At 69.5% G+C, this 20,894-nt stretch carries 15 protein-coding genes and 1 pseudogene; 9 read left to right on the top strand and 7 right to left on the bottom strand.

Features of this window, described 5'->3' with window-relative positions; genetic code table 11:
* Positions 1–155: 155 nt before the first annotated feature.
* A complete protein-coding gene (locus tag ACWEPG_RS19070; protein WP_452595008.1) occupies positions 156–776 on the top strand; it encodes a class I SAM-dependent methyltransferase in 621 nt (206 codons plus the stop codon).
* Between the two features lie 27 nt (positions 777–803).
* Here ACWEPG_RS19070 and ACWEPG_RS19065 read toward each other — a convergent pair whose 3' ends face one another.
* Positions 804–1,031, bottom strand: coding sequence for a hypothetical protein (locus tag ACWEPG_RS19065; protein ID WP_452595007.1), 228 nt, complete (start codon positions 1,029–1,031; stop codon positions 804–806).
* A 108-nt stretch (positions 1,032–1,139) separates the two neighbouring features.
* Between ACWEPG_RS19065 and ACWEPG_RS19060 the strand changes: the two genes are divergently transcribed.
* The 5 genes and pseudogenes from ACWEPG_RS19060 (at position 1,140) to ACWEPG_RS19040 (ending at position 7,854) form a co-directional block, all read left to right on the top strand.
* Positions 1,140–1,574: a nitroreductase family deazaflavin-dependent oxidoreductase gene (locus ACWEPG_RS19060; protein WP_450114753.1), complete on the top strand. Its 435-nt coding sequence runs from the start codon at positions 1,140–1,142 to the stop codon at positions 1,572–1,574.
* A 38-nt stretch (positions 1,575–1,612) separates the two neighbouring features.
* Positions 1,613–3,389: pseudogene (locus tag ACWEPG_RS19055) on the top strand (pyruvate dehydrogenase).
* A 75-nt stretch (positions 3,390–3,464) separates the two neighbouring features.
* On the top strand, positions 3,465–4,805 hold the full coding sequence (gene ilvA, locus ACWEPG_RS19050; RefSeq protein ID WP_450114755.1) for a threonine ammonia-lyase IlvA: 1,341 nt from the start codon (positions 3,465–3,467) through the stop codon (positions 4,803–4,805).
* A 154-nt stretch (positions 4,806–4,959) separates the two neighbouring features.
* Positions 4,960–6,318: a 4-aminobutyrate--2-oxoglutarate transaminase gene (gene gabT, locus ACWEPG_RS19045; RefSeq protein WP_452595006.1), complete on the top strand. Its 1,359-nt coding sequence runs from the start codon at positions 4,960–4,962 to the stop codon at positions 6,316–6,318.
* A gap of 78 nt (positions 6,319–6,396) precedes the next feature.
* Positions 6,397–7,854, top strand: coding sequence for an NAD-dependent succinate-semialdehyde dehydrogenase (locus ACWEPG_RS19040; RefSeq protein ID WP_452595005.1), 1,458 nt, complete (start codon positions 6,397–6,399; stop codon positions 7,852–7,854).
* A 48-nt stretch (positions 7,855–7,902) separates the two neighbouring features.
* On the opposite strand, the gene ACWEPG_RS19035 is transcribed toward ACWEPG_RS19040, so the two are convergent.
* A complete protein-coding gene (locus ACWEPG_RS19035; RefSeq protein WP_450114758.1) occupies positions 7,903–9,021 on the bottom strand; it encodes a hypothetical protein in 1,119 nt (372 codons plus the stop codon).
* A 205-nt stretch (positions 9,022–9,226) separates the two neighbouring features.
* The gene (locus ACWEPG_RS19030) at positions 9,227–9,814 is read right to left on the bottom strand and encodes a TetR/AcrR family transcriptional regulator (protein WP_450114759.1); all 588 of its coding nucleotides are present in this window, start codon (positions 9,812–9,814) and stop codon (positions 9,227–9,229) included.
* Between the two features lie 81 nt (positions 9,815–9,895).
* Here ACWEPG_RS19030 and ACWEPG_RS19025 point away from each other — a divergent pair, with 81 nt between their 5' ends.
* Together ACWEPG_RS19025 and ACWEPG_RS19020 are read left to right on the top strand one after the other, a co-directional pair.
* Complete coding sequence (locus ACWEPG_RS19025) at positions 9,896–11,428, top strand: MFS transporter (RefSeq protein ID WP_452595004.1); 1,533 nt, start codon at positions 9,896–9,898, stop codon at positions 11,426–11,428.
* Positions 11,429–11,508: 80 nt separating this feature from the next.
* On the top strand, positions 11,509–12,138 hold the full coding sequence (locus ACWEPG_RS19020) for a TetR/AcrR family transcriptional regulator (protein WP_452595003.1): 630 nt from the start codon (positions 11,509–11,511) through the stop codon (positions 12,136–12,138).
* Here the strand turns inward: ACWEPG_RS19020 and treZ are convergent.
* The gene (gene treZ, locus ACWEPG_RS19015; RefSeq protein WP_452595002.1) at positions 12,135–13,883 is read right to left on the bottom strand and encodes a malto-oligosyltrehalose trehalohydrolase; all 1,749 of its coding nucleotides are present in this window, start codon (positions 13,881–13,883) and stop codon (positions 12,135–12,137) included. The two genes, ACWEPG_RS19020 and treZ, sit on opposite strands and share 4 nt — an antisense overlap.
* 1,125 nt (positions 13,884–15,008) lie before the next feature.
* On the opposite strand from treZ, the gene ACWEPG_RS19010 reads away from it, so the two are divergent.
* Positions 15,009–15,422: a hypothetical protein gene (locus ACWEPG_RS19010; RefSeq protein WP_450114763.1), complete on the top strand. Its 414-nt coding sequence runs from the start codon at positions 15,009–15,011 to the stop codon at positions 15,420–15,422.
* 91 nt (positions 15,423–15,513) lie between these two features.
* Here ACWEPG_RS19010 and ACWEPG_RS19005 read toward each other — a convergent pair whose 3' ends face one another.
* The 3 genes from ACWEPG_RS19005 to glgX form a co-directional block, all read right to left on the bottom strand.
* Positions 15,514–16,323 (bottom strand): mycofactocin-coupled SDR family oxidoreductase, encoded by an 810-nt coding sequence (locus ACWEPG_RS19005; RefSeq protein ID WP_450114764.1) that lies wholly within the window; start codon positions 16,321–16,323, stop codon positions 15,514–15,516.
* Between the two features lie 105 nt (positions 16,324–16,428).
* On the bottom strand, positions 16,429–18,738 hold the full coding sequence (gene treY / locus ACWEPG_RS19000) for a malto-oligosyltrehalose synthase (protein WP_452595001.1): 2,310 nt from the start codon (positions 18,736–18,738) through the stop codon (positions 16,429–16,431).
* 4 nt (positions 18,739–18,742) lie between these two features.
* Positions 18,743–20,881 carry a glycogen debranching protein GlgX gene (glgX, locus tag ACWEPG_RS18995; protein ID WP_452595000.1) on the bottom strand — a complete coding sequence of 713 codons (2,139 nt, stop codon included), beginning with the start codon at positions 20,879–20,881 and terminating at the stop codon, positions 18,743–18,745.
* Between the last annotated feature and the right edge of the window lie 13 nt (positions 20,882–20,894).

The following is a 20,894-nucleotide window of genomic DNA, read 5'->3' as shown; positions in this document are numbered from 1 at the left end:
CCAACCACAGTACGACCGGTTCGCGCCGGGCTGCCCTGATTTCGCAGGTAGGGCGGGGAACGTGCCGGAGTTCGACGGTCGAAGCCGGGGGCAGTTCTTGCTTCTTCGGCAACGTCGGTTGTCCGACCGGCCGGTCTCGCTGCACAGTGGCGAGCATGACCAGTGAGGCAGCCGAATGGGACGCGCGCTACGGCGAGAACGACCGCGTGTGGAGCGGGGAGCCGAACGGCACCCTCGTACGCGAAACGGCCGATGAGTCACCGGGACGCGCGCTCGATGTCGGTTGCGGCGAAGGCGCCGACGCGGTGTGGCTGGCCCGCCGGGGGTGGACGGTCACGGCACTGGACGTCTCACGGGTCGCACTCGACCGAGCCGCGGCCCACGCGGCAGCGGAGGGTGTGGACATCACCTGGGTGTCGACCGGACTCCTGGATGCCGACCTGCCCGCGGGGAGTTTCGACCTGGTCTCTGCGCAGTACCCGGCGTTGCGCACCACGCCCGACGGTGCCGCGGAACGGGCGCTGATCGCCGCGGTCGCGCCCGGCGGCACGCTGCTCGTCGTTCACCACGACCTGCGGGACGAGGCGGAGGCTCGCGAACACGGCTTCGACCCGGACGAGTGGGTCAAGCCCGGCGACGTCGCCGCGCGACTCGACGACAGCTGGAGTGTCGTCGTGAGCGAGATTCGTGAACGTTCGGTCAACGGCGGCGCGGGTGCGCATCACACCCACGATGTCGTTCTTCGCGCACATCGACTGCCGGACGACGCGGGGTAGCGCTGGGGTGCCGTCGACCGGCGGGGGTCAGCGGTTGGCGGTGTTCCACTGGATACGACGCGCCCACCACACGACGACGGTCGCGCCGGCGGCGACCAGGACGGCCGGCTGCAGGTTCTGCGCGATGATCAGCACAGTCAGGAAGACAAGCAGGCCCGCGACGAGGGCTTCGAGCTTGTACAGCGGCCACGCGGTCCCGGCGATGTCGATCGTGTCGCGGGAGTGCGACGTGTGGGGGTAACCGGCGGTGGTCATGAGTTCAGGCTACCGGCGTACAAGGTTTCGGTCCACCGAACAATTGTCTTGGAATGTGGACGCGGGTCTCGGGCTGCGGCTGCGGCCGCCGCGGTGTTGACTGGTCGCATGCCATTGACCGGAGAATACGAACCCAGTCCCAGCAAGTGGGCCGCCGACCAGGCGGACCTGTACGAGAGCTCGGGCGGCACCGAGGGCACCACACTGAACGGCCGTGCCGTGGTGGTGCTGACCACTCGCGGCGCCAAGACCGGCAAACTGCGCAAGACGCCCCTGATGCGGGTCGAACAGGGCGGAAAGTACGCGATCGTCGCCTCGCTGGGCGGCGCGCCGAAGAACCCGGTCTGGTACCACAACGTGATCGCCGACCCGCACGTCGAACTTCAGGACGGCACGGTCAAGCAGGACATGATCGCCCGCGAGGTCACCGGCGACGAGAAGGCGCAGTGGTGGGAGCTGGCCGTCGCCGCGTTCCCGGACTACGCGGAGTACCAGACCAAGACCGACCGGCAGATCCCGGTCTTCGTCCTGACGCCGCAGTAGTTCCCAGCCAGTTCCGGCTCGGCCGAACGGAGGTCGCCATGGCGCCCGGTACCGTCGCGGACCAACTCGTGGGGCAGCTCGTCGCCGCGGGCGTGCGCCGGATCTACGGCATCGTCGGCGACAGCCTCAACCCGATCGTCGATGCCGTCCGCCGCTCCGGGGGTGCGGCGGCGGGTGGCATCGACTGGATCCATGTCCGGCACGAGGAGGCGGCGGCGTTCGCGGCGTCCGCCGACGCGCAGGTCACCGGGGAACTGGCGGTCTGCGCGGGCTCGTGTGGTCCCGGCAACCTGCACCTGATCAACGGCCTCTACGACGCGAACCGGTCGGGGGCGCCCGTGCTCGCGATCGCCTCGCACATCCCGAGCGTGCAGATCGGCACCGGGTACTTCCAGGAGACCCATCCGGACCGGTTGTTCGTCGAGTGCTCGGTCTACACGGAACTGATCGGCGCGCCTGCGCAGGCGCCGCGGGTGGTGCACACCGCGATGCAGCATGCCCTCGCCGGGCCCGGCGTCGCGGTGATCACCCTGCCCGGTGACGTCGCGGACCGGCCCGCGGAGGGCGTGCCGCCCGCCCTGATCCGGACCCGGCCGCCGGCGATCGTCCCGGCCGCCGAGGACGTTGCCGCGCTCGCGGACGCGGTCAACGACGCGGAGCGGGTCGCGATCTTCGCCGGTGCCGGGGTGCGCGGCGCACGGGACGAGGTCCTCGCCTTCGCCGAGCAGGTCGGTGCGCCGATCGGGCACACCCTGCGCGGCAAGGAATGGATCCAGTACGACAACCCGTACGACGTCGGAATGACCGGCCTCCTGGGGTATGGCGCCGCCCACGACGGAATGCACGACGCCGACCTGCTGCTGCTCGTCGGCACCGACTTCCCCGTACGACCAGTTCCTGCCCGACGGCGTCCCAACCGCGCAGATCGACTGCGACGCGGCCAAACTCGGCCGGCGCACCGGACTGGACCTGGCGGTGCACGGCGACACGCTCAGCACGCTGCGAGCGCTGGCGCCGCTGGTTCGGCGCAAACCCGACCGGGGCTTCCTCGACTCGCAGTTGACGCGGCACCGGACGCTGATGGACAAGGTCGTCGGCGCCTACACCGGAGACATCAGGCAGCGCACGCCGATTCACCCCGAGTACGCGGCGTCGGTCCTCGACGACCTGGCTGCGCCGGACGCGATCCTCACCGCGGACACCGGGATGTGCAACGTGTGGACCGCCCGCTATCTGAATCCGAACGGGTCGCGCCGGTTCCTGTCTTCTGCGTTGCACGGGTCGATGGCGAACGCGCTGCCACACGCGATCGGCGCGCAGGTCGCATGCCCTGGGCGGCAGGTGATCTCGGTGTCCGGCGACGGCGGGTTGTCGATGCTGCTGGGGGAGCTGATCACCCTCGCGGCGACGCGGCAGCCGGTCAAGGTGGTGGTCTTCGACAACTCGACCCTCGGGATGGTGAAGCTCGAGATGCTCGTCGACGGGCTCCCGGACTTCGGCGTCGACGTCCCGGGCGTCGACTACGCCGCGGTCGCCGCCGCACTCGGCATCTTCTCGCGACGTGTGGAGGACCCCGCCGACGTGGGATCCGGGCTGCGTGCGGTCCTCGACCACGACGGCCCGGCGCTGCTCGACCTCGTCACCGACCCGATGGCGCTGTCCCTGCCGCCCTCGATCAGCGCCGGCCAGGTGAAGGGCTTCGCGTTGGCGATGTCGAAGATGGTGATGAACGGCGGTGTCGGCGAGGCGGTGAAGATGGCGAAGTCGAACCTGCGCAACATTCCGCGCCCGTCGCAGTTCGGCGCAGGAGGGTGACCGGACCGCAGGACGTGGGCCGGCCGAACGCGGCCCAGTTGATCACCGACGGCCGCGAAGTGGCAGCATGGACGGGTGTCGAATACCCGGGAACTTGCTGACGTGAAGGCTGCGCCGCTGGATGCGCGCGAGATCGATGCCGCCGCGAAGCGAATTTCCGGCGTCGTCGAGGCGACCCCGCTGCAGTACTGCCCCCGGCTGTCGGTCGCCACCGGCGCCAGGGTGTACCTCAAGCGCGAGGACCTCCAGGTGGTGCGCTCGTTCAAGATCCGCGGCGCCTACAACCTGATCGTGCAGCTCAGCGACGAGGAGCGGGCCGCGGGTGTGGTGTGTGCCAGTGCGGGCAACCACGCGCAGGGCGTCGCGTTCGCCTGCCGCAGCATGGGGATCCAGGGCCGGATCTACGTGCCCGCCAACACGCCGCGGCAGAAGCGGGACCGCATCCTCGCGCACGGTGACGGCTTCGTCGAGCTGATCGCCACGGGTGAGACGTACGACGCGGCGGCCGAGGCGGCCGCCGACGACGCCCGCCGCACCGGCGCCACGATGGTGCCGCCGTTCGACGACCCGCGCACGGCGGCCGGACAGGGCACCATTGCCGCGGAGATCCTGGAGCAGTTGGGGGAGGAACCGGGCGCGGTGATCGTGCCCGTCGGCGGCGGCGGCCTGATCGCCGGCATCGCCACCTACCTGCACGAGCGTTCCCCGAGCACCGCGATCATCGGGGTCGAACCGAGCGGTGCGGCGTCGATGACGGCGGCGCTGGTGGCCGGTACTCCCGTGACGTTGCCGGAGATCGACCCGTTCGTCGACGGGACGGCGGTGCGGCGCATCGGCGACCTGCCGTTCGCGGTGATGTCGGGTCTCGGCGTCGAGGTGGTCACGCACAGTTCGCTGCCGTTGGTGGCGCGGCCCAGCGCCGGGACGGGCAACTTCACGATGACCCACTCGGACGAGGGTGCGGTGTGCACCGCACTGCTCGGGCTGTACCAGAACGAGGGCATCATCGCGGAGCCGTCGGGCGCATTGTCCGTCGCGGCGCTCGCCGACATGGAACTCGAGCCGGGTTCGACGGTCGTGTGCCTGATCTCGGGCGGCAACAACGATGTCTCCCGGTACGGCGAGATCCTCGAACGTTCCCTCGTGCACCTCGGTCTCAAGCACTACTTCCTGGTGAACTTCCCGCAGGAGCCGGGCGCGCTGCGGCGGTTCCTCGACGAGGTGCTCGGCCCGGACGACGACATCACCCTGTTCGAGTACGTCAAGCGCAACAACCGGGAGACGGGGGCGGCGCTGGTCGGTATCGAGCTCGGCTCGGCGGACGGCATCAGCGCGCTGCTCGAGCGGCTGGCGGCCTCGCCGATGAAGGTCGAGCAGCTCGAACCCGGCTCGCCCGCGTACCGCTACCTGACCTGATCCGTCCCTCCGGGACCCCGGATCCGGACGCTGGGGCCACATGGGTGCGCTGTGGGTGATGACGCTGCGGCGGCCGGACGCGAGCTGAGGCGGATGCCCTGACCGGTCGCAAGTGGGTGTCACGAGGCGGCGATCCGGCGCACACTTATAGGCGATGCGTGCAGAGTTTCGGTATCGGCTCCCGCAACAACGGTTGGTGTCCACCGAGTTGCCCGGGCCTAGGTCGCGTGCCCTGACGGCCCGCCGGGAAGCGGTGGTGGCAGCCGGGGTGGCTTCCTCGCTGCCGATCTACGCCGCCGACGCCGACGGTGGAGTCCTCGTCGACGTGGACGGCAACTCGCTGATCGACCTGGGTTCCGGGATCGCGGTCACCGGTGTGGGGGCCGCCGATCCCGGCGTGGCCCGCGCGGTCTCCGAGCAGGTCGGACACTTCACCCACACCTGCTTCATGGTCACCCCGTACGAGGGCTACGTCCGGGTCGCCGAGGAACTCGCCGACCTGACACCGGGCGGCCACGAGAAGCGGTCGGTGCTGTTCAACTCCGGTGCCGAGGCCGTCGAGAACGCCGTCAAGGTGGCGCGGTCGGCGACGGGCCGGACGGCGGTCGTCGCGTTCGACCACGCCTATCACGGGCGCACCAACCTCACGATGGCGCTGACGGCGAAGGCGATGCCGTACAAGTCGCACTTCGGGCCGTTCGCGCCCGAGATCTACCGCATGCCGATGTCCTATCCGTTCCGGGACACGCCCGGTCTGACGGGTGAGCAGGCCGCGGAACGCGCGACCACCGCGATCGAGAAGCAGATCGGTGCGGACAGCGTGGCCGCGCTGGTGCTCGAACCGATTCAGGGTGAAGGTGGATTCATCGTTCCCGCACCGGGGTTCATGCCCGCGCTCGCGGCCTGGGCGCGCGAGAACGGGGTCGTCTTCGTGGCGGACGAGGTGCAGACCGGTTTCGCCCGCACCGGAACCTGGTTCGCCAGTGACCACGAGGGCGTGGTGCCCGACATCCTCACGATGGCCAAGGGCATCGCCGGTGGGCTGCCGCTGTCCGCGATCACCGGGCGCGCCGACCTGCTCGACGCCGTGCACCCCGGCGGACTCGGCGGCACCTACGGCGGGAATCCGGTGGCCTGCGCGGCGGCGCTGGCCTCGATCGACACGATGCGCCGCCTCGACCTCCCCGCGCGGGCCCGCCAGATCGAGGACCTCGTGTTGCCGCGATTGCGGGCACTCGCCGACAGCGTCCCCGCGGTCGGGGACGTGCGCGGCCGGGGCGCCATGCTCGGACTCGAGTTGGTCTCCCCGGGCACGACGGACCCCGATCCCGCCCTGACGAGGGCGGTGGCCGCCGCGGCCTTCGCGCAGGGCGTCATCACCCTGACCTGCGGAACGTACGGCAACGTGATTCGGCTGCTGCCGCCGCTCGTGATCGGCGACGACCTGCTCCTCGAGGGAGTGGACGTGCTCGTGTCCGCGATTCGCGGCCTCGCCGGAGGTGTCGGTGGCTGATCCGCCGATAGGGTTGGGGTGCGTCCCGTCGAGCGAGCCGGCTCCGTCGTGCACCGGCCCTGTACGCAAAGGAACACCATGAACAACTTCGATGAACTCCTCGCCGCGGTGCCCACCGGACTGTGGATCGACGGCAAGCCGTGTGACGCCTCCGGGGGCGGCACGTTCGCGGTGCACAACCCGGCGACCGGCGAGGTGCTCGCCGAGGTCGCCGATGCGACCGCGGAGGACGCGCTGCGGGCACTCGACTCGGCGTCTCGCGTGCAGGGGGAGTGGGCGGCGACGGCGCCGCGGCAGCGCGCCGAGATCCTGCGCGCTGCATGGCAACTCGTCACCGACCGGGCGGAGGACTTCGCGCTGCTGATGACCCTGGAGATGGGCAAGGCGCTCGCGGAGAGCCGCGGCGAGGTGGCCTACGGCTCGGAGTTTCTTCGCTGGTTCAGCGAGGAGGCCCCGCGCATCCAGGGCCGGTACACCACCGCCCCGTCCGGCAACGGCCGGATCCTGGTGACGAAGTCGCCGGTCGGGCCGTGCCTGGCGATCACGCCGTGGAACTTCCCGCTCGCGATGGGAACCCGCAAGATCGGACCCGCACTCGCCGCCGGCTGCACGATGATCGTCAAGCCCGCCGAGGCCACCCCGTTGTCGATGTTGCTGCTGGCGCAGGTGTTCGCCGACGCCGGTCTGCCGGAGGGGGTGCTGTCGGTGGTGCCGACCTCCGACGCGGCGGCGGTCAGCGGTCCGCTGATGGCGGACCCGCGGCTGCGGAAGGTGACGTTCACCGGCTCGACCGCGGTCGGACGGAAGTTGATCGAACAGTCCGCGCCGCAGGTGCTGCGGGTGTCGATGGAACTCGGCGGCAACGCCCCGTTCGTCGTGTTCGACGACGCCGACCTCGACGCCGCGGTGGACGGCGCGATGGCCGCGAAGATGCGCAACGGGGGCGAGGCGTGCACGGCCGCGAACCGGCTGATCGTCGCAAACGCGGTCCGCGAGGAGTTCACCGCCAGGCTGACCGAACGGATCGCCGCGATGACCGTCGGACCCGGCTACGACGAGAAGAATCAGATCGGGCCGCTGATCACCGAGAAGCAGCGCAGCAGCGTCGCGGAACTGGTGGACGACGCGGTCGCGGCCGGTGCCCGCGTCCGCACCGGCGGTGGCCCAGTCGACGGTCCCGGCTGGTTCTACCAGCCGACGGTCCTCGACAACGTCCCCACCGATGCCCGGATCGTCGCGGAGGAGATCTTCGGCCCGGTCGCCGCGATCACCGGATTCGACACCGAGGAAGAGGCGATCGCCGCCGCGAATTCCACCGAATTCGGCTTGGCCGCCTACATTTACACGCAATCACTGGAACGTACGATGCGGGTGGCCGACGCGCTCGAGTCCGGCATGGTCGGTGTGAACCGCGGCGTGATCTCCGACCCGGCCGCTCCCTTCGGCGGCGTCAAGCAGTCCGGCCTCGGCAGCGAGGGCGGCACCGAGGGGATCGAGGAGTACCTCGAGACCAAGTACGTCGCGCTGCCGTTGTGACGCGGGTTGGGCCGCGGACGGGATGAACCGTCCGCGGCCCCGGGATGGTCAGTTGTTGATCGGGGTGAAGCCGCTACCCACGATGCCGCGCGGGTTGAGGTCGCCCAGGATGTTCTTCGCGGAGGTGTTGACCCACGGCGGGATGTCACCGGTGCTCGCGGCGACGATGCCGACCCACTTGCCGGTGCCCTTGAGCACCACCGGTCCGCCGGAATCCCCGCCGCTGAAGCCGGCTGCGGCGCGGATCATGCCGCGGCTCACGTTTGTGATCATGCCGTTGCTGGGGGTTGTGATGACACCGGTTCCGAGGTCGGGGTCCCGGTCCGTCCTGGCTCCGTACAGTTCGACATAGTTGAACACGACGCCGGGCAGCGCCGGGGCGCCGCTCGAGTCGGTGTAGATGGAATTGACCTTGAACGGCTTGCCGCTGCCTGCCGTGCTCGTGACCGGCTGACGGGTCTTGTTCAGGACCTGGCTGGACAATTGCACCTCAGGTGCGAACTCGATCACCATGTAGTCGGTGCGGCTGTCCAGATCGGTCACCCGGGCCTCCGGATCCTCGGGGCAGGGTTGCAGGAACCCGTCGAGTTCCTGATCCGCGGGAGCCCTCCCGTCGTCAACCCAGTCGCACACGTCCCCGTCGACCCAGCGAACCCATCCAATGGGGTTCACAACGGGCTTGGGCCTGCCCGCCTTCACCTCCTGGTCCGCCCACTTGGCGGTGTCGCGGTCGTACACGGGGTAGTCGTTGTCGGCAAGGACGGTGCCGCGAGCCGGGCCGGTGTACTTGATGGATCGCACGACATCACCACCCGGGGTGCTGAACGTCCTCGTCGTACCCGCCTTCCAACTTGCGGGCGGGCTGCAGTGGCCTGCGGTGATCCCGATCTTGCGTCCGGCGGAGTCGGTTCCGACGACTCCCATGGTGCAGTACTTGCTCACGTATGTGATCCCGTTACCGTCCGCGCCCATGTCGCCGGTGAAGTCGATGAACATGCCTGGGTAGGCGGCCGGGGTACCCGCCGGGGGCGGGTACGCCGTCCAATCGTTGCCGTTGATGGCATCGATGAGGGCTGCGTTGGCAGTCGTCGCCGCGGCCGTGGCCATCCCCACTGCGAGGGCGAGTGTGGTGAGGGTCCCGGCGAGCAGTCGGGTCGCGCGCTTCATGCAGTGTCCTGTCTGTGAACGAGCAATGTGCGCGTGAGCGTACCGACAGGTCTATTTGATGGGCGCTGATTGCGAAAATGTCTGCCGCGCAAGGAAATCGATGATCATCGACGGGGATGTAGCCGCCCGGTAGCGGACTCGACCGGAGGGAGTCGAGACGAATGTCGTGGCCGGTGGGCGGCCGCGTCGGGGTTCGGGTGTGGGGTTACTCGGGGGTGTCTGCGTTCTCGCGGCCGAGCAGTCGGTCGACGACCTTGCGGTGCAGTTCGGGTTCGGGCTGCGGGAGGCCCATCAGTGCGGCGAGGTAGATGCCGTCGCCGACGAGCCGGACGATCTCGGCTCGGACCGGGTCGTCGATCTCGGCTTTCAGTCCGTCGTCCCAGGACCGCATCATCTCGATCACGGCCTGCTGCACCTCGCCGTGCCGGCCGTCGACCGAGCGCAGGGCCGCGATCGTGGACTGGAACAGCGCGAGTTCGTTGGTGGCGCCGGTGTCCATCGTCTGCAGGTACCACTCGGCCACCGAACGGCCGGACTCCGTCAACTGCTGGTCGGAGCGCTCGCCGAGCCGGCGCACCATGCCGGCGAGCAGCGCCTCCTTGGAGCGGAAGTGGTAGAGCAGTCCACCCTTGGAGACGCCGGCCTCGGCGGCGACGGATTCGAGGGTGACCTGGGCGAGTCCGCGGGTGAGCAGCAGCTTCTCGAGTGCGTCGAGAATGCGGTCGCGGGTACTGGGCGCGGGGGCGTCTGTCACGGGAATCACTGTACCGGCTGGACGGTTGGCTGTTAGCATGGAGCGGCTGCTGTACCGGCTGGACGGTTCAGTACCACATTCGTCGCCATCGCCAATCTCGGAACCGAGGGGAGTCCTTCCGTGTCTGTCATCGCAGACCGCGCACAGTCGTCCGTCATCGCCGACCCCGGCCGGGCCACGCCACGCGACTGGCTCGGGCTGGTGGTGCTGGCGCTGGCTGTGCTGCTGATCTCGGTCGACGGCACGGTGCTCGACCTCGCGCTGCCGTTCATCAGTGCGGACCTGGCGCCGACCAGTACTCAGCTGCTGTGGGTCATCGACGTCTACTCCTTCGTCCTCGCCGGTCTGCTCGTGACGATGGGCACGCTCGGCGACCGGATCGGTCGGCGTCGTCTCCTGCTGATCGGCGCGGTCGGCTTCGGGCTCGCGTCCGCGCTGGCCGCGTTCGCGGTCTCCCCGGAAATGCTGATCGCCGCGCGCGCCCTGCAGGGTGTGGCCGGTGCGACGTTGATGCCTGCCACGCTCGGCCTGATCCGCACGATGTTCGTCGATCGGCGCCAGCGCACGACGGCCATCGCGGTCTGGGGTGCGATGGCGGGAGGCGGCGCGGCTGCCGGCCCGCTGATCGGCGGCTGGCTGCTCGAGCACTTCTGGTGGGGCTCGGTGTTCCTGGTGAACCTGCCGGTGATGCTCGTACTGATCATGTTCGGGCCGTTGGTGATTCGCGAGTCCAAGGATCCGAACCCGGGACGCTTCGACCTGCCGAGCGCCGCGCTGTCGATGCTGGCGATGATCCCCCTCGTGTACTCGATCAAGGAGTCCGTCGCGCACGGACCGACGTGGACGCTGGCGGCGGTCGGCGCGATCGGCCTGGTCGCGGGCTGGGCCTTCGTGCGCCGTCAGCGCGTGCTCGACGCGCCGATGCTCGACCTGAGCCTGTTCGGCCGGCCCGCGTTCACGACCGGTGTGCTGACGAATCTGCTGTCGATCTTCGCGTTCGCCGGCGTGCTGTTCTTCGGTTCGCAGTACCTGCAGCTGGTGCTCGGGTACACGCCGCTGGAGGCCGGTCTGCTGATGCTGCCCGGAACCGCGATGAACATCGTGTTCTCGCTGCTCGCGGCGTGGTTCGTGCGGCGCTGGCAGCCGGGCACCGTCCTCGCTTCCGGCCTGGCGGTCTCCGCGCTCGGCGCGGCGGCGCTGACGTTGCTGCGTGCCGACGGCGGCCCCGCCGCGTTCGTCGTCGGATTCGTGCTGTGCGGAATCGGTGTCGGTATCGCGCTGACGCTGACCTCCGACCTCGTCGTCGGTTCGGTGGAATCGGATCGTGCGGGTGCCGCCTCCGCGGTGTCGGAGACCGCCTACGAACTGGGTATCGCGCTCGGTGTCGCGGTTCTCGGCAGCGTGGTCCTCGCGATCTTCCGGGGCAGGCTCGACGTCTCCGGTCTGGACGAGGCCGCGGCGCACGCCGCGCGGGAAACCCTCGGCGGGGCGGTCGTCGTCGCGGAGCAGGCGCCGGACGCGGTGGGCGCCGCGCTGCTCGAGTCCGCCCAGCACGCCTTCGTCAGCGGCACGCATCTGGCGGCAGTGATCACCGCCTGCGTGCTGGCCCTCAACGCGGTGCTGGTGTACCGGATCATGAACCGGAGCTCCTAGGCCGCGGTGCTGCCGGGCCGCGGTGTTCTTCGGGTGCGGCCGGAGAGCGACGTGTCGCCATTTGAGTAGATGATGAAAAGGTGACCGACGGCAAGAGGGCCCACCGCTCGACGCTGCGCGCGGAGCAGGCCGCCCGGACCCGTGTCACGGTGCTCGACGCCGCGACCCGGTGCTTTCTCCGCGACGGATACGCGGCGACCACGATGAAGCGGATCGCCGCCGAGGCGGGTGTCGCGCCGCAGACGGTCTTCGCGCAGGGCGGCAAGTCCACACTGTTGCTCGCCGCCGTCGACCGCGTGCTGGCCGGTGACGACGAGCGGGTCGCGCCACGCGATCGGGACGACTTCCTCGGCGTGGTCACCGCGCGGTCCAAGTCCGCCAAGCTCGCCGCCCTGCGCCGCGCCGTCGAGACCCGGCCCGCGGACGAGGCGGGGCTGGTGCGGGAGTTTCGGCGAGCGGCCGGCGGCGACGCCGCGATCGCGGCCGCCTGGGCCGACTACGAACAGCGGCGCTACGCGGGCCTGCATGACCTCGTCGCCTCGTTCGGGCCCCTCCTGCGGGACGGCCTCGACGTCGACGGGGCGACCGACATCGCGTGGTCGGTGTTCACCTCCGCGACCGGAGACATGTTCGTGAGTGGCAGGGGATGGTCGACGGCCGAGTACGCGCGCTGGCTCGCGGATGCGGTGGATCGGCTGCTGCTGCGCTAGCGGCCGGGGCCGGCGTCGAGCACGACGAACGAATGTCCGGGGACGACGGTCGCGGCACCGGTCGCGTCCTGGGTCGGTGGATCCCACCACAACAGCGGGGTGCCGCCGGCCGGGACCGTCACCGGATCGGGCCCGAGATTGCACGCGACGCGAATCATGCTTCGGTGCAGCACGATCCACCGTGCATCCTCGTCGTAGTCCACGTCGAGACGGTCGAGCCACGGGTCGCTGAGCTCGGCCCGCTCCGCCCGCAGTGCCAGCAGGTCCCGGTACGTTCGCAGCAGCCGGGAGTGCGGTTGCGTCTCGAGTTCGGTCCAGTCGAGTTTCGATCGCAGGAAGGTCTGCGGATCCTGTGGATCGGGAATCTCGGTGGCCGGCCAGCCGTGGGCGGCGAACTCCGCGATCCGTCCCGCCGCGGTGGCGGCGGCGAGTTCCGGTTCCGGATGCGAGGTGAAGAACCGGAACGGCGTGCTCGCGCCCCACTCCTCGCCCATGAACAGCATCGGCGTGTACGGGGAGCACAGGATCAGCGCAGCCTTGATCGCGAGCTGCCCGACCGTGAGGTACTCGCCCGGCCGGTCGCCGGTGGCGCGGTTGCCGATCTGGTCGTGCGTACAGGTGTACGCGAGCAGCGCGCTCGCCGGGGTGCGCCGCACATCGATCGGCCGGCCGTGGACGCGGCCGCGGAAGCTGGAGTAGGTGCCCGCATGGAAGAACCCCTGGCGCAGGGTGGTGGCGAGGCACTGCAGTGAGCCGAAATCGCCGTAGTATCCCTGTCTTTCGCCGGACACCGCGGCGTGCACCGCGTGATGGACGTCGTCGTCCCATTGGGCGTGCAGACCGTACCCTCCGGCGGACCGGGGTGTGATCAGCATGGGGTCGTTGAGGTCGGACTCGGCGATCAGGGTCAGGGGCCGGTTCAGGTGTGTCGACAGCGCCTCGGTTTCGACGGCCAGCTCCTCGAGCAGGTGAGTGGCGGTGCGATCGTGCAGGGCGTGCACGGCGTCCAGTCGCAGGCCGTCGATGTGGAACTCGCGCAGCCAGCGCAGTGCGTTGTCGATGATGTACCGGCGTACCGGGCCGGAGTGCGGACCGTCGAGGTTGGGGGAGGCGCCCCAGGTGTTGAGTCCGGTCGACAGGTAGGGGCCGAACCGGTCGAGATAATTGCCGGACGGACCGAGGTGGTTGTAGACGACGTCGAGAATCACGCCGAGTCCGCGGCGGTGGCAGGCGTCGACGAAACGCTGGAGTCCGTCCGGGCCGCCGTACGGCTCGTGGACCGTGTACCAGAGCACCCCGTCGTAGCCCCAGTTGTGCTCGCCGTTGACGCCGTTGACCGGCATCAGTTCCACGAAGCCGACACCGAGATCGACCAGGTGGTCGAGGCGGTGGACCGCGGAGTCGAAGGTGCCCTCCGCGGTGAACGTGCCGACGTGCAGTTCGTAGACGGCGCTGCCGGCGAGCCGGCGGCCGGTCCAGGTGGAGTCGGTCCAGCCGCCGGGGTCGACGGCGTGCAGCATCGACGGCGCGTGCACCCCTTCCGGCTGCCGCGCAGAGCGCGGGTCGGGCAGCACGGTTGGGTCGTCGTCGAGGACGAACCCGTACCGGCTCTCGGCGTCGGCGTCCACATCGGCGTGCCACCAGTCGTCCTCGTCCCGGGTCATCGGGTGCGTCGCCCCGTCGAGATGAAGGCGCACCTGTCGGGGTGTCGGGGCCCAGACCTCGAAGTGCCGTGTTCCGCTCATCGGTCCAGGATGCCGGACTCGACCCGGGAGCGGAGACCCCCAAATTTGGTCAATCGTTCAATTGGTTGGTTGTCCAGTTGATTTGATTGCGCGCTAACACTTGGCTAACCCGAGATCTTGTGACACGCTCACGAGGAATTCGGTGTAAGTTCCAATTCGAATTGATTGCGCGTTGATCAAGGCTCGAGCTGTGCGGTATGGGGCATCGCACAGCGAAGGTTGATGCGTCAGTCAATTACAGGTCAGCTAACCGGGGAGGGTTGTTGAACGTGGCATATGTGAGTACATGGCGTCGGGACGGTGTCGGAGCGGAGCCGGGTGGGTCCTGGCGGAGTGTCGAGGCGCTCGAGTCGTGCGCCGTGCCGGGGTGTTCGCGATCCGTCGGTGCCGCGGGTGACGCGTGCGCGAGATGCCGGTCCGCCTACGGGGACGTGATGGGCTTCGGAGGCTGGACGTCGGCTCGTGCCGAATGCTGGCTCTGCGGTGGGCACGCGACCGTCGCCGGTGCCGCCTGCCGCGACTGCGCGTCGGTCGTCGACCGCACGAGCCCGGTGGCCGCGGGGCTCGGATGCGTCGGTGCCTTCGGCACAGTTCCGGTCCGCCGGACGGGGTAGCGAGTTCGCCTGTCGTCGGCATTGCCGTTCGCCTGAAGGGCGGCGTCCCTGCTCTTCGGCGCGCTGTCCGGGTGCCGTCGAGTCCTGGCCGGACTGATCGGGCGCTTGGTGAAACGGTTCTCGGGCGCGTCGGATCTTCCTGTCGTTTCGTGCGCTTCCATGAAAGCCGTTGTATCCGAGTTTGATCCGTGTTCCATTGGATGGTTGTGCTGTCCGCGGATTCGGCGCGCCCTGCCGCGATGTGGTGGCCCGTGGCGAAATCGTCGACGGTCTGAGTGCACTTTCACCCCTCGGTGTCGTCGTCTCTCGGTCAGCCTGGCACGAGGGGCTGCGGACGTCGGTGAGGGGGAGGTGACGCAGGCGTGTCGGAGTCGTTCGATCACGCGCGGAGTGGGCGACGGGTGAACTCGGCGGGGGTTCCGTCGGCGCCGGCCGGTGGGGTGACATCGGCGTCAAGCTGTGTCAGGATGACCCTGACAAATTTGTCAGACGAACCCTGACAGGAGTTGTGATGAGCAGTGTGATCGAGCGCGCGCTCGCCGCTGATGTGACGGCGCAGGCATCGGCGGTCACGGTGGCCGCGCTGGCCGAGGTGGGCAGGCAAGCCGATCTGATCGTCGGGGCGGGACCACTGCCGGGCACCCCGGAGTGGGAGGCGGAGGAGGGGACCGACATTCCGCTCGAGCGGCAGCTCGCGTGGCAGCTCACCTCGCTGCGGCTGCAGTTGGCGGCCGGTCTGGATTGCGCCGACACGGTGGTCGTGCTGCGGGCCGGCGGTGTCACGTGGGCGTTGATCGCCCGCGCCGCGGGAATCACCCGGCAGTCCGCGCACGAGCGCTGGGGCGGCCGGGTCCGCGAGATCCTCGATCGCCACGGCGAGGGCATGCCCGACAGCGTCGCGGACGACGAACCGCCGACCGGATAGCGTCCCGGTCGGCGGTTCGGTGGAGATCGGCTGAGGTCGGCGGGCGGCGTTGCCGCACCGGGCGCGATGCGGCGTTGCCGCACCGGGCGCGTCAGCGAGCGGCGTTGCCCAGGTCGATCGGCATGTTGATGCCGGTGATGTGGTGCGCCTCTTCCGAGCACAGGAAGGCCACCACGTTCGCGACGTCCTCGGGCTCGCTGAAGCCGTACGGAAGCGACGGCATGAAGGCGGGGGCGAGGGTGTCGGAGAACTGCTCGAGCAGCGGCAGCATGTCGGACATGATCATGCCGGTGTTCACGCCGAAGGGGTGGACGCTGTTGACGCGGATCCGGTGCATGCCGAGCTCGTTCGCCATGGTGCGCGTCAGGCCGGCGATGCCGGCCTTGCTGGCGACGTAGTGGCCGACGAAGGGGGCGCCCTTGAGGCTGGAGACGGAGCTGGTGACGACGATGGACCCGCCCTCGCCCTGTTCGATCAGCTTCGGGATCGACGCCTTGCAGGTGTGGAACACGCCGCTCAGGTTGACGTCGATGGTCTCCTTCCACTGTTCGAGGGTGATCTCCCAGGACAGCGCGGAGGAGCAGATGCCGGCATTGGCGACGACGTGGTCGAGGCGCCCGAACGCCTCGAGGCCGGCGTCGAGGGCGGCGGTGACGGCGTCGAAGTCGCGGACGTCGGCCTTGGTCGCGACGATCTTGCGGCCCTGCTCCTCGACCAGGCGGACGGTCTCGGCGAGGTCCTCCTCGGTGGCGCCCTCGTACGGGGTGGACGCGAACTTCGTGCACGCGTCGAGCGCAATGATGTCGGCGCCCTCGGACGCGAACTTCACGGCCTCTGCCCTGCCCTGCCCGCGGGCGGCGCCCGTGATGAATGCGACCTTGCCTTCGAACCGATTGCCCATGTCGTCGAAATCCTTCGTTAGCCGTGATCAGTTGTGCCGTGGCTCACGGTAGGCGCTGAAACGGCACGGCGTGCCGGTTTGTCTCGTTGGGTGGTATGTCGCCCGTCACTCTCGGACCAGCAGCGCGACCCAACGGCGGGCGAACAGGGTTGCGAGCTCGGCGTAGCCGTCGAAACCGTGACCGGTCAGCCGGTCGGTCCATCTGCCGGGGGGAAGCGGCAGCACGGTGTCGTCCCAGCCCCGCTCGAACAGCCGGACCGTGAACCGGGCGGACACCGCGATCACCTCCTCTCCGCGCAGGAACCCGACCAGGTGATCGGCGGCGGGTCCGTCCGCGAGGACGGGCGAGTACGAGGCACCCACGAAGCACCACGGCCGCTCCCGGCGCAACCGCAGGGACTCCCGGACGACGAGGAGCTTGCCCGCCTCGTCGACGGCCCCGCCCGGATACAGCCCGGCGAGCAGCCGGCGACGCACGTCGAAGCCGACCGGCCGCCGATTGTCCGGGTCGACGAGCGAGTCCTCCCACAGCTCGGTGCCCTGGTACACATCCGGAATGCCGGGTCCGGTCAGCTGCAGCAGTTTCTGGCCGGCGGACACGATCCGCCCGTGCGGGGCCAGTCGCCGAACGAACGCCGACATCGACCGCGCCACCGGTCCGCCCAGCACCGCGTCGATCCAGTCGTGCACCCGCGTCTCGTACTGCTCGTTCACCGCCGCCCAGTCGGTGTGTACCGCGGCCTCGCGGACCGCCTTCGTCGCGTATTCGTGGAGCCGGCGATGCAGGGTGGTGGTCGGGTCGCCGGTGGCCGGCCAGATTCCGAACATGGTCTGCCACAACAGCAGTCCGGTCACCGGGTCGGGGCTGGGGGCGAGCTCCTCCCATTCGCGCACCGCCCGGGCCCAGGCGTCGGGCGCCTGCGACAGGACGCCGATCCGCGCGCGCACGTCCTCGCCGCGTTTCGTGTCGTGCGTCGACAATGTCGTCATCGCCGCCGGCCACCGACGTGCCCGCTCGGCCTGCATCAGGTGGAACTGCGGGACCGGGATCGCGAACCGGCCCGGATCTCCGCCGACCTCCTGGAGTGAGGTCAGCCGGGCGGTGCGGTAGAACAGTCGGTCCTCGACGGCCTTGGCCGTCGCCGCGCCGCACACCTGCTGCAGCCGCACCGCGGCCTCCCGGTTCGCGAGCAGTGCCCGTGTCACGATCGAGAGCGTCCCCGTCAGATCGGGCCGGGCGTCGGCGGCTGCGGCGACTGCGGCACCGAGCAGTCCGGCACCGGTCCGGTAGTCGGTCCGGTAGGTGGGTATGCGGGCCACCGTCTCGATCAGCGCCTCGATCAGGGGTGCGGTGTCCACGACCGCGCCGGCGCGGATCGTCTCGGCCAGCCGCCGCACCTCCGGCGCCAGCCCGCCGCGGAGCACCTCGATCTTCGCCGCGTGTTCGGCGGCGGCCAGCGCGTCGGCGTCGCCGGCGTCGCCGGTCCGCTCCCGGTGCAGCGCGGTGAGCGGTCCGGCGCCGGCCGGGTCGAGGAACACGCCGCCGAACTCGGCGAGGGCGTCGTAGCCGGTGGTTCCGTTCACCGGGAGGGTTGGGTCGAGATGTTCTCCGGGGGTGAGGATCTTCTCGATGACCAGCCAGCGGTTCGGCCCGACCAGATCCCGCAGTTCGGTCAGATACCGGGTGGGATCGGCGAGACCGTCCGGGTGATCGACGCGCACACCGTCGACCAGATCCTCCGCGAACCAGGAGGCCGGTTCGCGGTGCGTCGCGGCGAAGACCACGGGATCCTCCTGGCGCAGCGCGGCCAGCGAGTCGACGGTGAAGAAGCGGCGGTACCCGATCCGTCCGCTGCGCCAGGACACGAGTTCGTACGCCTGTCGGGCGTGTACCAGAGCGGGATCGTCGCCCTCGGTGCCGGGCGCGATCGGGTACCGGTGCTCGTGATAGGTCAGGACCGGCTCCGGGCCGGTGGCGTCGACCCGCAGCGCGTCGACGCCGTCGTCGCCGAGGAGCGGGATCGCGATCCGTTCCCGTGTCCAGTCGATGTCGAACCAGCGGGCGTGTTCCGAGTCGCGACCGAACCGCAGTACGTCCCACCACCACCTGTTCTGGTCGGGCCTGTCGACGCCGACGTGGTTCGGGACCAGGTCGACCACCACGCCCATCGCCCGCCGGCGCAGATCCGCGACCAGCGCCTCCAGCGCTCGCCGGCCGCCGAGCGCTTCCGAGACCGTGGTCGGGTCGGTGACGTCGTAGCCGTGCGCCGAACCGTTGACGGCCGTCAACAGCGGGGAGAGGTAGACGTGGGACACGCCGAGTTCCTCGAGGTAGTCGGCCAGCTCGCGAACCTGGTCCAGGGTCAGCGAATCCGGTCTCAACTGCAGTCGGTACGTCGACGTGATCGGCTCCAACGTCTCACTCCGCCCGGCGCAGAACGGTCAGTGATCGTGCCGGCACCTTCAGCGCCGCCCCGCCGTCGACCCTCGCATCGGACCGTCCGGTCGCCACCGCGGTGTCGAGCACGACCTCCCACTGCCAACCCGAACCGCCGTACGGCACGGTGAACTCCAGGTCCTCGTCGTGCGCGTTGAAGCACAGGAGGAACGAGTCGTCGGTCACCGGTTCGCCGCGGTGGTCCGGCTCCCGGATCGCGTCACCGTTGAGGTAGGCGCTCAGGGACTTGCCGAAGCCGCTGCCCCAGTCCTGCTCCGTCATCTCGACGCCGTTCGGCGTCAGCCACGCGATGTCACGGGCGGAGTTGCCGCCCTGCACCGGCCGGCCCTCGAAGAATCTGCGCCGTCGGAAGACGGGATGCGCGCTCCGCAGCGCGATCACGCGTCGAGTGAACTCGAGCAGGTCCGAATTCGTCCGAGCCAGGCTCCAGTCCATCCACGACAGGGGGGAGTCCTGGCAGTACACGTTGTTGTTGCCGGACTGGGTGCGGCCCATCTCGTCGCCGTGCGCGAGCATCGGGGTGCCCTGGCTGAGGAACAGTGTGGCGAGGATGTTGCGGCGCTGGCGGGCCCGCAGTTCGAGGATCTCGGGGTCGTCGGTCGGGCCCTCCACCCCGCAGTTCCAGGACCGGTTGTGGCTCTCCCCGTCCCGGTTGTCCTCGCCGTTGGCGAGATTGTGTTTCTCGTTGTAGGACACCAGGTCCGCGAGGGTGAACCCGTCGTGCGCGGTGACGAAGTTGATGCTCGCACTGGGCCGGCGGCCCGTCTCCTCGTACAGGTCCGACGAGCCGGTCAGCCGGGACGCGAACTCGCCCAGCGTCGCAGGCTCACCGCGCCAGTAGTCGCGGACGGTGTCGCGGTACTTGCCGTTCCACTCCGTCCACAGGCCCGGGAAGTTGCCGACCTGGTAGCCACCCTCGCCGACGTCCCACGGTTCGGCGATCAGCTTGACCTGGCTGACGATCGGATCCTGCTGCACCAGATCGAAGAACGCCGACAGCCGGTCCACGTCGTGCAGTTCGCGGGCCAGCGTCGACGCCAGATCGAACCGAAACCCGTCGACGTGCATCTCGGTCACCCAGTATCGAAGCGAGTCCATGATCAGTTGCAGGGTGTGCGGGTGCCGGGCGTTGAGGCTGTTACCGGTGCCGGTGTAGTCCATGTACATCGACTTGTCGTCGTCGACGAGTCGGTAGTAGGCGGCATTGTCGATGCCGCGGAAGTTCAGGGTCGGGCCGTCGTGATTGCCCTCGGCGGTGTGGTTGTAGACCACGTCGAGGATCACCTCGATGCCGGCCGCGTGGTAGGCCCGCACCATCGCCTTGAACTCTGCGACCGCGCCGGACGCCTTCGTCGCCGACGAGTACCCCACATGAGGGGCGAGGAACCCGAAGGTGTTGTAGCCCCAGTAGTTTCGCAATCCCTGGTCGATCAGCACCTGGTCGTGGAGGAACTGGTGTACCGGCATCAACTCGATCGCCGTCACCCCGAGTCCGGCCAGGTGGTCGATCACCACCGGATGCGCCAGACCGGCGTACGTGCCTCGAAGCTCCTGCGGGACACCGGGATGTGTCGCGGTCATCCCCTTCACGTGCGCCTCGTAGATGACCGTCTCGTGGTAGGGCCTGCGGGGTGCCCGGTCGGACTGCCAGTCGAAGTACGGGTTGATCACCACGGTGGTCATGGTGTGTCCGAGGGAGTCCTCGCCGAACGTGCGCAGTGCGTAGTCGCCGGGGGTACCCCCTGCACGGAGTGCTTGGGGGCCGAAGTCGCCGTCGAACGCCTTGCCGTACGGGTCGAGCAGCAGTTTCGACGCGTCGGCCCGCAGTCCCTGCTCGGGGTCGAACGGGCCGTGCACCCGGTAGCCGTACCGCTGGCCCGGCACCACACCGGGCAGGTAGGCGTGCCAGACGTAGCCGTCCACCTCGGTCAGCGGGATCCGCTCCTCGCTGCCGTCCCGCGCGATCAGGCACAGCTCGACCGCTTCGGCGACCTCCGAGAACAGGGAGAAGTTGGTGCCGGCGCCGTCGTACGTCGCGCCGAGCGGATAGGCGTTGCCCGGCCACACGGATCGGGCTGCGGACGGTGCGGCGTCGGACATGGACTCGACCCTA

Source organism: Rhodococcus sp. NPDC004095 (assembly GCF_053604015.1).
Note: the sequence above shows the minus strand (reverse complement) of the source record. Positions and strands in the feature narration are given on the sequence as shown.

Bases quoted from the DNA above. Each gene is read 5' to 3' on its own strand.
- ACWEPG_RS19035 (WP_450114758.1), bottom strand. From the start codon at position 9,021: ATGAAGCGCGCGACCCGACTGCTCGCCGGGACCCTCACCACACTCGCC.
- ACWEPG_RS19070 (WP_452595008.1), top strand. From the start codon at position 156: ATGACCAGTGAGGCAGCCGAATGGGACGCGCGCTACGGCGAGAACGAC.
- ACWEPG_RS19005 (WP_450114764.1), bottom strand. From the start codon at position 16,323: ATGGGCAATCGGTTCGAAGGCAAGGTCGCATTCATCACGGGCGCCGCC.
- glgX (WP_452595000.1), bottom strand. From the start codon at position 20,881: ATGTCCGACGCCGCACCGTCCGCAGCCCGATCCGTGTGGCCGGGCAAC.
- ACWEPG_RS19010 (WP_450114763.1), top strand. From the start codon at position 15,009: ATGAGCAGTGTGATCGAGCGCGCGCTCGCCGCTGATGTGACGGCGCAG.
- ACWEPG_RS19030 (WP_450114759.1), bottom strand. From the start codon at position 9,814: ATGCTAACAGCCAACCGTCCAGCCGGTACAGTGATTCCCGTGACAGAC.
- ACWEPG_RS19040 (WP_452595005.1), top strand. From the start codon at position 6,397: ATGAACAACTTCGATGAACTCCTCGCCGCGGTGCCCACCGGACTGTGG.
- gabT (WP_452595006.1), top strand. From the start codon at position 4,960: ATGCGTGCAGAGTTTCGGTATCGGCTCCCGCAACAACGGTTGGTGTCC.
- ACWEPG_RS19065 (WP_452595007.1), bottom strand. From the start codon at position 1,031: ATGACCACCGCCGGTTACCCCCACACGTCGCACTCCCGCGACACGATC.
- treZ (WP_452595002.1), bottom strand. From the start codon at position 13,883: ATGAGCGGAACACGGCACTTCGAGGTCTGGGCCCCGACACCCCGACAG.
- ACWEPG_RS19060 (WP_450114753.1), top strand. From the start codon at position 1,140: ATGCCATTGACCGGAGAATACGAACCCAGTCCCAGCAAGTGGGCCGCC.